Below are 13,049 nucleotides of genomic sequence, written 5' to 3'. Positions count from 1 at the left end.
ATATTTTTGCTACTTTTATGAGTGGTATCCTTTATAATAAACCCCGTATTATTTGTTCTTTATCTGCCATATAGGCTACGTTATGACCTTAGTTTCACGTCTTGAGCGAAGTGCTCACTTAGCGACTCAGACTCACTCGCCAGCGGACGCCCTGCTGCGTCATGCCGTCGATTTGTCTCATCATAACACCATGGCCTTAGCCTGTAGCGCTGATGCAGTCATCACCTTGCATGACGAAGCGCAGATTGACGCGTTGATGGTAGATAAGACAGCAGCCATTAAAGAGCGCCCTCTCTTAATCCTCTCAGGTGGCAGTAACGTGTTACTGCCTACCAAGCTAGATGCCACTGTATTGCAGCCCATGATGCGCGGTATCAACGTGGTCGCGCAGACAGACAGTTATATCGATATCGAGGTCATGGCGGGCGAGAACTGGCATGACCTGGTGACTTATACCGTCCATCAGGGCTGGTACGGTCTTGAAAACCTAGCCTTGATTCCTGGTCTAACAGGGGCGGCTCCTGTACAAAACATCGGTGCTTACGGCGTACAGCTCGAAGACCATTTACTATATGTCCGCGCCTATCATCTGCCTACTCAAACATGGCAGCAGCTGTCAGCGGCACAGTGTCAATTTGGCTATCGCGATAGTATCTTTAAGCGCACGCCCAATACTTGGCTCATCAGCCGGGTGACCTTTCGCTTGCATCTTCATGAAACCCAAGTACAGGCCAGCTATGGCGATGTACAGACAGTAGCGCAGCGTTATGCCGATGCACAAGGGTATCAGCACCTCACCCCAGCGCATGTGATGCAAGCGATCATCGATATTCGCCAGCAAAAACTGCCCAACCCAAAACAGCTACCCAACTGTGGCAGTTTTTTCCAAAACCCTATTATTCCTCAAGCGCAGTTTACAGCGCTGCAAACCACCTATCCTGACATTGTCGGCTATCCCATGCCAGATGCGATGATAAAAGTTGCGGCTGGCTGGTTAATCGAGCAAGCAGGACTTAAAGGCGGCGGCATTGCACCCATCATGACGCATCAGCAGCAGGCCCTTGTGTTGACCAACCACCAGCCTTATCAGGCGACGCAAAATGATGTGGCCACCGCGCAGCACCATATTGCCCAAGTGGTATACGAAAAATTTGCCATACGTTTATCACGTGAGCCAGTATGGATAAACGCCGATGGCTCGATTGGGTACGATGAGCATGCGGCCTAAACCATCATGGTCGATACGCTTATGGCGGCATTATCTGCGCATGGCTGAGCGTTTGCTAAAGCTGCTTCGTATTATTAATATCACTTTTTTATTGGGCACCACGTCCATCATTTTGCTACTGATTAGCTTATTTACCCCTTTATTTTCTCAAGCCGTCGTCTATATCCTCTCCTTATTACCACTACCAAACATGCCATCAGCTGCCATGAGCTCACCGCCGACCGCTTATGTGGTATTGGGAGGCGGCTTGACCAATGATCATAACAATCAAATCATTCTCAACAGCTACAGTCTCAATCGCGCCCGAACGGCTGCAACGGCCTATCATGACTTACCCTTACCTATTGTGTTAAGCGGGGCAGAAGCGCCTTGGCTTGGTCAATGGCTCATCGAGCATGGTATTGATGGTCTGATCAGTGAAAATGCCAGCATGAACACCTGCGAAAACGCGCGCTTTACCGCCAAGCGTATCCCGCTGCATCACGTGTATCTGATTACCGATAGCTATCATATGGCGCGTGCGCGCAGACAATTTGCCCTAAATGGTATCAACAGCACCCCACTGATCGCCCCTTTGCCGGTAAGACGCGACTGGCACAAACCTGCGCAGAATTTAACGCACTCACGCCGTGCAGTGTATGAAGTAGCCGCCTACTTGCGCGATGTGATAAGGCCTCAGATGGATTGTCGCCACGCCAATGATGTAAGCGAGCAGCAACTACTGACGCCTAGAGGCCATGTGGCCAAGACAACGCCCAAAGCAGAACAAACCATAGAAAACCAAACTATAGAAAACCAAACCATAGAAGAAGAATAGCATTCATATGGTCGCGGCCATGCCATTTACAGTTTGACTTCCTCCCCTCCCTAAAGTGAGGGGATTCCTACTAAAGACGGCCAAGCCCGACCGCGAGAATGTTTTTTGCTCCATTAACATCTCTGTTATGGGTCGTTTTACAAGAACGACAAAACCATACTCTTATACCAAGACCTGATCTACCTTTCGGACTGTCTTGGCGAGAGCCGCAATTTGAGCAGGTTTGGGTGCTGTACGCTTCATTGACTTCGATATAGTGGCAACCTGCGTTCGCGCATTTGTAATCCAGTTGCCGCTTAATCTCAAACCAACCAGCATCATAGACGGATTTGGCCAGTTTGGATGAAGTGAATGATGTTGATTTAATCTTTCCAACAACGATTAGGCTGTTGGCTTTGACTAATTTATTGGTGAATTTATGGATTAAGTCTTGGCGGGTGTTTTTAATCTTGGCGTGAATCGCCTTAACCCGCTTTTTGTTTTTAGCTCTTTGGGCGGTGGCCAGTTTTTCAGCATATTGATTGGTGACTTTGATTTGTAGCTGATCACCATCACTACTGACCGCTGAATCCTTGCAGCCCAAATCAATACCGACTTGGCCAGTACCACACTTAATCTTTGGAAACTCTTTGACGGTGATACAGGCATACCATCTGCCTCGTACATCTTGTACCAACTCACAGGTGTTGATGTTGTAGAGCGAGAGATTATAGCTATCCCATAGGTCTATAGTAAGTTTTTTACTTTTAGCGAGGCTTAGTTGGATAGTGGACTTAAGGCTTTTCTTGCCTGATTGACGGGTTGCTAGGTGCTTAATGGCGGTCTTTTTAAAGGGAATCCAGCCCAAACTTCTTCTCTTGGCCTTTGGGTTGTTGGTGCGCCAGTTGAGTTTGGCTTTTTTAAACTGTTTTCGGCTTTTAGCATGGGTTTCAGAGATGGCTTGTAGGGTTTGGCTGTGCAGATTTAGATATTCGCCACTACCTTTGGTATAAGCGGCCAAATCATAAGCTGAAAAGAATCTGCCTGTGCGCTGTAAATGTTTAAAACTAAGCTCATTGACGTAATTCCAGACAAAATTAACTGCTCCAGCCAAGATATTGAGCTGAGTGGCGTGTTTGTCTTTGATGCGTAGCTTGAGCGTTTTCATGGAATAATTATGATCTCAATGGGTTTGGGTATCAAGGTATTCGCAATATTGAGCGACAATGGGTGACGCCTGATATCCACGCCCTAGAAGGATGTGGTTTTACGGCGATGGATGATAAAAACGATATCACGTTTCATTGGATGACTTGATAGCGATGTCTCCAAGCTCTAAGCAACCAATCTCCGAGTATTTGATTTATTTGGATTCGACCATACTTGCTTATTAGTTGGCAGCTGTCCAGCCACTAGTAGGGTCAATGAGTGTATAATAAGAGCAGAAACTGCTAGAAAAGAGATCTACCATGCTCAGTATATTTTTATTAATTCCATTAAGTCTGATGCTGTTTGTGGTTGCCATTTGGGCGGTGCGTTATGCGGTCAAATCCAATCAATTTGAGGATTTAGACAATGCCTCTCAGCGCATCATTTTAGATGATCGGCAAGAGCGCCGCCAAACCATGCAGACTCATGAGCGCGCCACTACCCATCAGCAGACTGATGATTCAGATAGCGTATCGGTGCAACCACAAGACCGCGATCAAATTTGAACAATTAAGGCGTTAGTCATACACGGCTGGTAGTCCTTTGACATGATGTTATTTGACGATCAGCCGTGTCATATCACTAGACCAACTTTTTACTATTTTTAGGAGTTACCCTATGACCACAGCGTTACTTGTTGCGGCATTACTAATGGGGTTTTTTGGCTCACCGCATTGCTTGGGTATGTGCGGCGGACTGGTGACTGCTTTTGGACTGTCGATGAAAGATATTAGCCCAGCCAAGCGCCGCGCTCTTGTCTTTACTTATCATTTTGGCCGTCTGAGCAGTTATGCACTGTTAGGTCTGCTGGCAGGATTTATCGGTACGACGGTGTTAGAACCTCTCATGAAAGGCAATAGCTTGCCACGTATTTTACTGGGCGCAGTGCTGGTCTTTGTGGGTGTGACCATGCTTGGCGCGCCTTTTTTGAATAAGCTTGAGCGCTTTGGTATGCGCTTTTGGCAATATCTCAGCCCGCTACGCCAAAAGGTCTTTCCCCTAAACACCTTTCCACGTGCATTGACAGCTGGTCTACTTTGGGGGTTTTTGCCTTGCGGTTTGGTATATGGCGCCCTACTCATCGCGGTGGTGGCTCACAATCCTTTGGGCGGTGCAGCGTTGATGTTTGTCTTTGGTCTTGGCACAGTGCCGATGCTGGTCGCCACCCATGAGACGGTCGGCTGGTTACGTGAAAAAATTGGCCGCTTTCATCTAAGACAGCTCAATGGCGCAATCATGGTGCTGTCTGGCTTGGCTGTCGTTGCTATCCCTATGGTCATGGCAAATATGCACGGTGGACACGGCGGTGGCCATGGGCAAATGGATCATGGTAGTCACTCGGCGATGATGTCTGATGCAGACAGCCCAGCCCATCATGATATGAGCCAAATGGATCATGACATGACGCCAGCAATGGATAGCACAGTCGATCATAGTATGCACGATATGAGTGATGACGCCATGAGTCATCATGCACACCATGAGCCGTCTTTGTAGACATCATACATATAAAAGTATCGACAGCTAAGGCGCGTCTTGATTTCGACATCATCGTATTTTACTAAGACACTTTAGCCAAAAGCCCTTAACCTCATTACTGAGATTAAGGGCTTTTTGTATGAAGGCGTGTCCTTAATTTAATTGCTAGTCACCTAAATGGGTTAAAAATAAGGGCACGCCCGAGTCTAGACAACAAATACCGTCCTACTCTTGCCACTGCTCTAGCGCAAATTTTGTATCCAGATGCTTTTCTAAAGCTGGGATATTGAACGCATCATCTTCGCTGACAAAGCTAATACTAATGCCTGTCTGTCCAGCGCGGCCAGTACGGCCAATACGGTGTACATAATCATCTGGTTGATCAGGCAAGGTATAGTTGACCACATGGCTGATATCATCGACATGAATCCCGCGACCTGCGACGTCTGTGGCGACCAAAATAGCAGCATGACCGTCTTTAAAACGCTGCAAATACTTCTCGCGTTTTTGCTGAATCACATCGCCCGATAGCATGACGACTTTATGAGATTGGCGCAGCTTATGATAGAGGCGTTTGACTTGGTCTTTGCGATTGGCAAATACGATAACTTTTTCGACATCGCTATCACTAATAATGCGCTGCAAGGCCGCCAGCTTTTGATCTTCTGTCAATAGATAAAAGTGCTGATCGACCAGCTCACTGGTTTTGTGCTCAGGCTCGATCTCAACAAACTGCGGCTCATGCAGCCAGCGATACGCCAAGTTCATCACATCTTGGTTGAAGGTCGCGGAAAAAAGAAGACTCTGACGATCAGTATTGGCAGGCATGCGCCCGACCAACCGCTTGATGTCAGGGATAAACCCCATATCCAGCATACGGTCTGCTTCATCGAGCACCAACACCTCAACGCGATCCAAAAACACCATGCCTTTATTGGCAAGATCAATCAGACGCCCTGGCGTCGCCACCAAAATATCCACGTACTGACGCTCAAGCTCATGCTGCTGGGTTTCATAATTGGTGCCACCCATGATACAGACGCTATGCAGTGAGGTGTATTTGGTCAAGGCAATACAGTCATCAAATATCTGCTGAGCAAGCTCACGCGTCGGTGCCATCACTACCGCACGTGGCTCTCCCAAATAACGCTCTTCGTCACTAGCAAAAGGCCGTTTTAACAACGCTTCCATAATGGTCAATAAAAACGTGGCCGTCTTCCCTGTCCCTGTTTGGGCTTGGCCGATTGCGTCTTGATTGGCCAAAGTATGCGGCAGTATCTTTGCTTGAATAGGTGTCAGCTCGGTAAAACCCAAATCACTGACGGCACGTAGGGTCGGATTTGATAACGGTAAATCCGTAAACTTCTTGAAATTACTCAAAAAAATATCCTTTTAGACAAATAACTTATTATAAATAATGAGAGGCTAATCGCTGATGAATGACTCACTCGCCATCCTCTTAAGACCCTATATTTGACAGCCCATATACAGCGCATCGCGTAAGCACAAAAAAGCCAAGCCCGACATCGTATCTTACCTAATATGCCGATTTTTTAGCATAGGTAAGACCAGACGGGCTTGACTCAGTAGTATATCAGTAGTTTGTACAGACATTATAGCGAAACCGCCGTAATGACTGGATAGATTACTCTTCCATTTTTCTGACTTCTTCAGCCTGAAGGCCTTTTTCACCTTCTACCACACTGAACTCAACCTTTTCGCCATCTTTTAAAGAACGATAGCCATCACCTTGAATCGCACGGAAATGGACAAAAATGTCTTCTCCGCTGTCACGTTGAATGAAACCAAAGCCTTTTGAGTCATTAAACCACTTAACGATACCTTGCTCACGAGCTGACATAATATTACTTCCTAAAAAAGTCCGCTTAGCCCCAACTTCCTTTGCAACATTGCATATAAACGGGGTCTAAGATTGTGAAATCAAAAACTTAAGAGTACTGTTCTAACCACTATCTTTAAGTTCAGCCTTTGAGTAGGCTTATCCTATCGATAGTAACAAACGGCAATAGCAACAAACTTGCAAGAATTGTTGCATAAAAAATATCATAGCACGGGTTTTTAGCAACATAAAGACTTTTAACTTGCTTTTTGCTAATAAGAGAGATTTTTGCCGTAATTTTTTTATCGCCCGCGACCTAAGCTGGTATGATTAACCGATTTGATAACCAAAGAGACCACTATGTCCACCACTCCTTCTGTCGCCGCCGTCCACTCTCTTGAGGCCAATCGTTCAAACACGCTTTCTTATAAATTATTGCTGGTCAACGGCGTCAACCTAAACTTACTCGGCAAACGTGAGCCTGAAATATATGGGCACACCACACTGGCAGAGATTGAAAAACGTTTGATCGCTCGCGCCGCCGAGCATGGCGTTGAACTGATATGCATCCAATCCAACCACGAAGGCCAACTCGTGGACGATATCCAGTACTACGGACTGCTTGCCGATCCAGCGGCGCAAGTTGATGCGATCATCATCAACCCTGCCGCCTTTACCCATACCTCCGTTGCCCTACGTGATGCACTATTGGCCACCCAAAAACCCTTTATCGAGGTACATTTATCCAATATTCATGCGCGTGAGCCTTTTCGCCAGCATTCTTACTTAAGCGATATCGCGGTTGGTGTGATCTGCGGTTTGGGACAGCAAGGGTATCAGATGGCCCTTGACTACTGGTTGACCCATACCTATTTGGTCAGCCAATGACTAAAAGACGCCTGCGTTTTACGCGCTCGCTAAGAAAGTCGTCATACAAGGTTACTTTTGGCACACTAGTCAAACAGCAATCACTTGATTAAAATAATAAAATAACAGATAAGCACACAACCCCCTACAAGGTGATATGAATGGCAAAAACCTCCGGAAAACGCTTTATGAAACTTGCTGGCATGACAGCAAGCATCGCCGGTAAAGCCGCTAAAAACTCATTTAAACACCTATCAAGCGATGAAGAAAAGCGCCTGCAAGCCCGCTCAGAGCTGATGCAAGATGTGGGGATTCAAATCGCTGAGACCTTGGGTGAGATGAAAGGTGCGGTGATGAAAGTGGGACAAATCGCCTCGCAATATAAAGACGTGTTTCCACCTGAGGTGGCAACGGCGCTAGAAAAACTCCAAAAAGACGCGCCGCCGATGCCATATACTCAGATACGCGCCCAGATTGAGCGCGAGCTAAAAGCACCAGTAGCAGAATTATTTAGTGAATTCGAAGAGACGCCGTTTGCGGCCGCTTCCATCGGGCAAGTACACAAAGCGGTGTTGCCATCGGGGCAAAGAGTCGTCGTCAAGGTTCAATACCCCAATGTCGATGAAAACTGCGACAGTGACCTCAAACAAGTGCGTATGGCGCTTAAAATCGCCGGCGTACTCAATATGAGCAAACAGTTGCAAGAGCAGCTTTTTCATGAAATACGCCAAAGCCTGCACGATGAGCTAGACTATATTAAAGAAGCGCACAATCTGCGCGTGTTTGGGGCGTTTCATGCAGAGGATACGGGTATTATTATTCCCAAGGTCATCAGCAGCCACTCAACCAAGCGAATCTTGACACTGACAGAAGAGATGGGCGAGACGCTCAGTGTCGCGGCAACATGGGATAATGATATCAAGCAAAAAATCGCCAAGCGTTTGTTTCATTTTACCGCAGGCCAGCTGTTTGAATTATACCGTATGCACTGCGACCCACATCCTGGCAACTTTGCCTTTCGGGAAGATGGTAGCGTCATCGCCTATGATTTTGGCGGCATTCGTAGCTATAGTGACAGTGAGGTGCAGCTGTTTAAGCGCTTTGCCCAGCATGCCATCAAAGGTGATGTCACCGCGCTTGAGCAAGACCTAATCGCCCTAGATATCCGCCGCGATGATGACAAACACATCCCAGGTGAGTTTTATGAAACGTGGCTGTCTATCGGGCTAAAACCTTTATCCATTTCGCCTTATCATGAAGGCGCTTTTGACTTTGGCAACAGTCAAGTACATCATGAAGTCATCACACAGATGCGCACTTCCTTAAAGTATTTTGGTCAATTTCAGCCGTCTGCGATGACCATGATGCTGGACCGAACGGTATCTGGTCAATATTGGAACTTGGTCAACCTAGGCGTGATTATCGACTTATCACCGCTCGTCGATGACTATTTGACTTCCTCCCCGCCCTAAATGTGCAGCGCATGCCCGCAGCGATCACAAAAGTCGGCACCGACTGCATGCCCAAACTTACCACAGTTTGGACAGGTCACAGGGTTGAGCTGCGGGCGCATATTACGCGCCAGCTCCGAGGTAAAAATCCCTGTGGGCACAGCAATAATAGAGTAACCTGTAATCATGACCATGGTCGCAATGGCTTGACCCAGCGGCGTTTTGGGCGACATATCACCATAGCCGACCGTAGTCATGGTGACAACCGCCCAATAGATGGACAGCGGAATACTGGTAAAACCATTCTCTGGCCCCTCGACCACATAAATGATCGAGCCGAAAATCGTCACCAACAGCACCAAAGACAAGAAAAACACAGTAATTTTTTGTTGGCTGGTGCGCAGCGCTGAGGCCAAAAATCCCGCTTGCTGCATATAGGCCTTGAGATTGAGGACACGAAACACACGTAAGATACGCAACACACGTATCACCAGCAGATACTGGACACCGACAAACATCAAGCTTAGATAGCTTGGCAACACCGACAATAAATCGACAATGCCAAAAAAACTAAAAGCATAGCGCAAACGATTGGGCGCTGAAAACAATCTCAGCGCATACTCAATGGTGAACAAAATGGTAAAAAACCACTCTGCGTACAAAAACAATATGCCATACTGCAAGCGCATATAGAGCACACTGTCGAGCATGACCACCGCCACACTCGCCAAAATCGCAATCAACAACACAATATCAAACAGCTTACCCAAACGGGTATCAGTCCCTTCGATAATAATATGAATGCGGTTACGCAAATGGGTAATGGCTTCAGCGGTTGGTTGCTTCATAGAGTCAGTAACATCATAGAGTCAGTAGCGCTATCAACCCAAAGGCGACAGGCTGCCAATGAATTAAAATACGCAGAATAAGGGCAAGTTGGTCAAAAGACACAAAACTGGTTTATAATATTGCTCACTTATAGCAATCAATACAATCTATAAGTTGCCACAGTGTAACAAAAAAGCACTATCAACGACATACAAATCGTTCATGTGCCAGTAGTTCTACTACCTTGAATAGACAGACCAATCATATAATAAAAACAGATGATGTAGTAATAAATGGTTGTTATTCACCGTTTTTTCGCTCAACCAATAACACGCAAAACTTAAGGATGTCATATGGCAGGCCATTCAAAATGGGCAAACATCAAACACCGTAAAGCTCGTCAGGATGCGGTAAGAGGCAAGGTATTCACCAAAGTGATTCGTGAGATCGTCTCAGCGGCCAAACAAGGTGACCCTGATCCTGATAAAAACCCTCGCTTACGTGCCGCTATCGAAAAGGGTCTATCGGTGAACATGACCCGCGATACCATCAATCGCGCTGTCGATCGCGGCACAGGCGGCGGCGATAACGAAAACATGGAAGAAGTCAGCTACGAAGGCTATGGCGTCGGCGGCGTGGCGGTATTGGTCGAGACCATGACCGACAACCTCAATCGAACCGTCAGCGAAGTCCGTCATGCTTTTACCAAACATGATGGCAATCTTGGTACCTCAGGCTCAGTGGCTTATCTGTTTACCAAGCGCGGCGAGATTACCTTTAATGATACAAGCTTAGAGGACGAGATCATGATGGCGGCGCTGGATGCTGGTGCCTTAGATATCGAAAATAATGGCGAGAGCTTGATGGTCATTACCGAGTGGGAAAGCTTTGGTCAAGTCAAAGACGCGCTCAATGCCGCAGGTTTGGTCTCTGACAATGCAGAAGTGACCATGTCACCCTCTACCACCGCTGAGATAGATAACGTCGAAGATGCCGAAAAGGTCATGAAAATGATCGACATGCTCGAAGACATCGACGACGTCCAAGAAGTTTATACTAACGTTAACTTCTCTGCTGACGTCATGGCACAGCTTGAAGGATAGCCAGCTTAATAACTAAATACTGGCAAGAACACCCCCAGAAAAAAGCACCAAACCGACAATGGCTTGGTGCTTTTTTCTGTTCAATCACTCAATAGTTCAAACGTTATGTTTATCTTTACGTTCTACACTTCACTCCTTCAAGCGCTAGCAGATATTTCTTCTTATCTAATCCACCTGTATAGCCACCAAGCTTACCATCGCTTGCAATCACGCGATGACATGGAACGATAATACTAAAAGGGTTTTTGCCATTGGCATTGGCAACCGCGCGAAAGCCTTTTGGGCTACCCACTCGCTTTGCTAGCTCAGCATAGCTGATGGCCTCACCATAATCGATGCCTTGCAAAGCCTGCCACACCCGCTGCTGAAACTCGGTACCCAGATTCATGTCTAGCGGCAAATCAAAGGTCTGCCGCGCGCCGCTAAAGTACGCGGTGAGCTGTGTGATGGTGTCAATAAGTAACGCTTGAGCTGGCTTAGTTTTGCTTAGGCTATTTTTTGCGATAAAGCTAAAGTCTTTATCACAAAGACCATGATGTTTTTTTAGCTTAGCAATGGACTTTGAAGAATGCCAACTGTCCCCTGCTTGCAGCCAGTTGACCTCCACCAACCTAGGCGTATCCTGCGCATGCCCATTCGCAATCAATGCGACTCGGTGCGATGCAAATGCCGCTTCAGTGACTATCATGATGCCTCCTTGCTCCTACTGATACGCTCACTCGTTTTGGGTCATCACTATTTTGCTTGTTCACCCAAATCATGCTAGCAGTGCTACGCTTTGTCATCGGTTTCAAATAAAGCGGCGACAAACTGCTTAGGACTAAAGGCACGCAAGTCATCAATCGACTCTCCCACGCCAATATAGCGAATCGGCACGTCCGTCGTTTCAGCGATATTAAAGACCACTCCGCCTTTGGCCGTACCGTCTAGTTTGGTGACGGTGATCCCAGTCAATGGCACAACTTTATTAAACAGCTCGACCTGATTGATGGCGTTTTGTCCGGTGCCTGCATCGAGAACGATCATGCCTTCGTGCGGCGCGCTAGGATCAGCTTTTCGCATGACACGCACCACCTTTTCAAGCTCCGCCATCAAATGAGTCTTGTTTTGCAAGCGCCCAGCCGTATCAGCGATTAACACATCGATGTTTTTGGCTTTAGCCGATTGCATGGCATCAAAAATCACCGACGCACTGTCAGAGCCATGACCCTGGGCCACGACTGGTATGTCGTTTCGCTCACCCCAGATTTGTAGCTGCTCGGTGGCTGCCGCGCGGAAGGTATCACCTGCCGCGAGCATGACAGATTTGCCCTCGCCTTGTAGGCGCTTGGCAAGCTTACCAATGGTGGTGGTTTTTCCGACACCGTTGACGCCGACCACCAAAATAACAAAGGGCTTTTTACTGGTGTCAATAAGCAGCGGTGCAACCTTTGGCGTTAAGATATCAACCAGCTCATTTTGTAGCGCTTTATAAAGGGAGTGGGCATAAATCAAGTCACCACGGTCGGTCTGCTCGGTGAGACTTTTGATGATACGATTGGTGGCATTGACTCCGATATCGGCGACCAGTAGTTGATCTTCGACCTCTTCTAACAGCTCGTCATCGATCTCCTTGCCGCCGATCAGAATGTTGACCATGCCTTCGGCTAGGTTTTTACGTGACTTACTTAGCCCCGTTTTCATACGGCTAAACCAGCTGCCTTTCTTCTTGCCTTCTACCTTTTTGTCTTCTACCGCCTCTGCTGATTCAGATGTAGGCTGACTGGCTGCAGGCGTACGAGTAGCACTAACACTTTGGCTATCGCCTAGTTTTTCTTGCAATGGCATGGCCGGGATAGTGGAAACGGTACTTGGCTTAGGCTGCGGCGGTGCTGATACGGCGTGATCACTGGTGTTATTATCACTCTCTTTAGTATCATCGACCGCGTGCTCACCCGTTTCAGTATGCGTCGTCGATGTGTGACTGATGTCACCTTGCTCATCAAGCGTCACGATGGGCGCGCCTAAAGCGACATTATCTGCACTATCTGCCGAAGAGCCATTTGTAACCGCAGTTGTGTCCTTTTGTGCTGTGTGAGGATCCTCTTGATGTTCAGGCTCATCGATAATGGGCACCGATTGCGCTGGCAGACTGGGTAAGGTAATATCATCGTCATCTAAATCGTCTAGATCGCCATCTAGATTGATGACCACACGACTGCTATTATTTGGGTTATTCATAAGCTTGCCCTAAAAGTTGTTGCTATCA

The 13,049-nt window shown here is 47.2% G+C and carries 13 protein-coding genes; 7 read left to right on the top strand and 6 right to left on the bottom strand.

Annotation, left to right across the window (positions count from 1 at the left end):
- The first annotated feature begins 82 nt into the window (after positions 1–82).
- Positions 83–1,228 (top strand): UDP-N-acetylmuramate dehydrogenase, encoded by a 1,146-nt coding sequence (gene murB / locus C6W44_RS11005; protein WP_105245610.1) that lies wholly within the window; start codon positions 83–85, stop codon positions 1,226–1,228.
- Positions 1,212–2,045, top strand: a complete 834-nt coding sequence (locus tag C6W44_RS11000; RefSeq protein ID WP_227526425.1) for a YdcF family protein — start codon at positions 1,212–1,214, stop codon at positions 2,043–2,045. The genes murB and C6W44_RS11000 overlap by 17 nt, the downstream gene beginning before the upstream one ends.
- Before the next feature lie 70 nt (positions 2,046–2,115).
- Here the strand turns inward: C6W44_RS11000 and C6W44_RS10995 are convergent, their stop codons facing one another.
- Positions 2,116–3,192: an RNA-guided endonuclease InsQ/TnpB family protein gene (locus C6W44_RS10995; RefSeq protein WP_105245608.1), complete on the bottom strand. Its 1,077-nt coding sequence runs from the start codon at positions 3,190–3,192 to the stop codon at positions 2,116–2,118.
- 301 nt (positions 3,193–3,493) lie between these two features.
- Here C6W44_RS10995 and ccoS point away from each other — a divergent pair, with 301 nt between their 5' ends.
- Complete coding sequence (ccoS, locus tag C6W44_RS10990) at positions 3,494–3,739, top strand: cbb3-type cytochrome oxidase assembly protein CcoS (protein ID WP_105245605.1); 246 nt, start codon at positions 3,494–3,496, stop codon at positions 3,737–3,739.
- A gap of 112 nt (positions 3,740–3,851) precedes the next feature.
- Positions 3,852–4,730: a sulfite exporter TauE/SafE family protein gene (locus C6W44_RS10985; protein WP_105245603.1), complete on the top strand. Its 879-nt coding sequence runs from the start codon at positions 3,852–3,854 to the stop codon at positions 4,728–4,730.
- 207 nt (positions 4,731–4,937) lie between these two features.
- Here C6W44_RS10985 and C6W44_RS10980 read toward each other — a convergent pair whose 3' ends face one another.
- Both C6W44_RS10980 and C6W44_RS10975 read right to left on the bottom strand, forming a co-directional pair.
- Positions 4,938–6,092 (bottom strand): DEAD/DEAH box helicase, encoded by a 1,155-nt coding sequence (locus C6W44_RS10980; protein ID WP_105245601.1) that lies wholly within the window; start codon positions 6,090–6,092, stop codon positions 4,938–4,940.
- Positions 6,093–6,357: 265 nt separating this feature from the next.
- A complete protein-coding gene (locus C6W44_RS10975) occupies positions 6,358–6,573 on the bottom strand; it encodes a cold-shock protein (protein WP_075100936.1) in 216 nt (71 codons plus the stop codon).
- A gap of 339 nt (positions 6,574–6,912) precedes the next feature.
- Between C6W44_RS10975 and aroQ the strand changes: the two genes are divergently transcribed.
- Together aroQ and C6W44_RS10965 are read left to right on the top strand one after the other, a co-directional pair.
- Complete coding sequence (gene aroQ, locus C6W44_RS10970; RefSeq protein ID WP_105245599.1) at positions 6,913–7,440, top strand: type II 3-dehydroquinate dehydratase; 528 nt, start codon at positions 6,913–6,915, stop codon at positions 7,438–7,440.
- A gap of 140 nt (positions 7,441–7,580) precedes the next feature.
- The gene (locus C6W44_RS10965) at positions 7,581–8,891 is read left to right on the top strand and encodes an ABC1 kinase family protein (protein ID WP_105245597.1); all 1,311 of its coding nucleotides are present in this window, start codon (positions 7,581–7,583) and stop codon (positions 8,889–8,891) included.
- On the opposite strand, the gene C6W44_RS10960 is transcribed toward C6W44_RS10965, so the two are convergent.
- Positions 8,888–9,718 (bottom strand): ion transporter, encoded by an 831-nt coding sequence (locus C6W44_RS10960; RefSeq protein ID WP_105245595.1) that lies wholly within the window; start codon positions 9,716–9,718, stop codon positions 8,888–8,890. The genes C6W44_RS10965 and C6W44_RS10960 overlap by 4 nt on opposite strands.
- A 333-nt stretch (positions 9,719–10,051) precedes the next feature.
- On the opposite strand from C6W44_RS10960, the gene C6W44_RS10955 reads away from it, so the two are divergent.
- Positions 10,052–10,801 (top strand): YebC/PmpR family DNA-binding transcriptional regulator, encoded by a 750-nt coding sequence (locus tag C6W44_RS10955; RefSeq protein WP_105245593.1) that lies wholly within the window; start codon positions 10,052–10,054, stop codon positions 10,799–10,801.
- A 115-nt stretch (positions 10,802–10,916) separates the two neighbouring features.
- Here the strand turns inward: C6W44_RS10955 and C6W44_RS10950 are convergent, their stop codons facing one another.
- A complete protein-coding gene (locus tag C6W44_RS10950; RefSeq protein WP_105245591.1) occupies positions 10,917–11,489 on the bottom strand; it encodes a methylated-DNA--[protein]-cysteine S-methyltransferase in 573 nt (190 codons plus the stop codon).
- 83 nt (positions 11,490–11,572) lie between these two features.
- Complete coding sequence (gene ftsY / locus C6W44_RS10945) at positions 11,573–12,628, bottom strand: signal recognition particle-docking protein FtsY (RefSeq protein WP_105246648.1); 1,056 nt, start codon at positions 12,626–12,628, stop codon at positions 11,573–11,575.
- Positions 12,629–13,049 lie beyond the last annotated feature (421 nt).

It is taken from the genome of Psychrobacter sp. Marseille-P5312 (assembly GCF_900291405.1).
GTDB classification, from domain to species: Bacteria; Pseudomonadota; Gammaproteobacteria; order Pseudomonadales; family Moraxellaceae; genus Psychrobacter; species Psychrobacter celer.
Note: the sequence above shows the minus strand (reverse complement) of the source record. Positions and strands in the feature narration are given on the sequence as shown.

Excerpts from the sequence above, each read along its gene's own strand:
- murB (WP_105245610.1), top strand. The coding sequence starts at position 83 with ATGACCTTAGTTTCACGTCTTGAGCGAAGTGCTCACTTAGCGACTCAG.
- C6W44_RS11000 (WP_227526425.1), top strand. The coding sequence starts at position 1,212 with ATGAGCATGCGGCCTAAACCATCATGGTCGATACGCTTATGGCGGCAT.
- C6W44_RS10995 (WP_105245608.1), bottom strand. The coding sequence starts at position 3,192 with ATGAAAACGCTCAAGCTACGCATCAAAGACAAACACGCCACTCAGCTC.
- ccoS (WP_105245605.1), top strand. The coding sequence starts at position 3,494 with ATGCTCAGTATATTTTTATTAATTCCATTAAGTCTGATGCTGTTTGTG.
- C6W44_RS10985 (WP_105245603.1), top strand. The coding sequence starts at position 3,852 with ATGACCACAGCGTTACTTGTTGCGGCATTACTAATGGGGTTTTTTGGC.
- C6W44_RS10975 (WP_075100936.1), bottom strand. The coding sequence starts at position 6,573 with ATGTCAGCTCGTGAGCAAGGTATCGTTAAGTGGTTTAATGACTCAAAA.
- aroQ (WP_105245599.1), top strand. The coding sequence starts at position 6,913 with ATGTCCACCACTCCTTCTGTCGCCGCCGTCCACTCTCTTGAGGCCAAT.
- C6W44_RS10965 (WP_105245597.1), top strand. The coding sequence starts at position 7,581 with ATGGCAAAAACCTCCGGAAAACGCTTTATGAAACTTGCTGGCATGACA.
- C6W44_RS10960 (WP_105245595.1), bottom strand. The coding sequence starts at position 9,718 with ATGAAGCAACCAACCGCTGAAGCCATTACCCATTTGCGTAACCGCATT.
- C6W44_RS10955 (WP_105245593.1), top strand. The coding sequence starts at position 10,052 with ATGGCAGGCCATTCAAAATGGGCAAACATCAAACACCGTAAAGCTCGT.
- C6W44_RS10950 (WP_105245591.1), bottom strand. The coding sequence starts at position 11,489 with ATGATAGTCACTGAAGCGGCATTTGCATCGCACCGAGTCGCATTGATT.
- ftsY (WP_105246648.1), bottom strand. The coding sequence starts at position 12,628 with ATGCCATTGCAAGAAAAACTAGGCGATAGCCAAAGTGTTAGTGCTACT.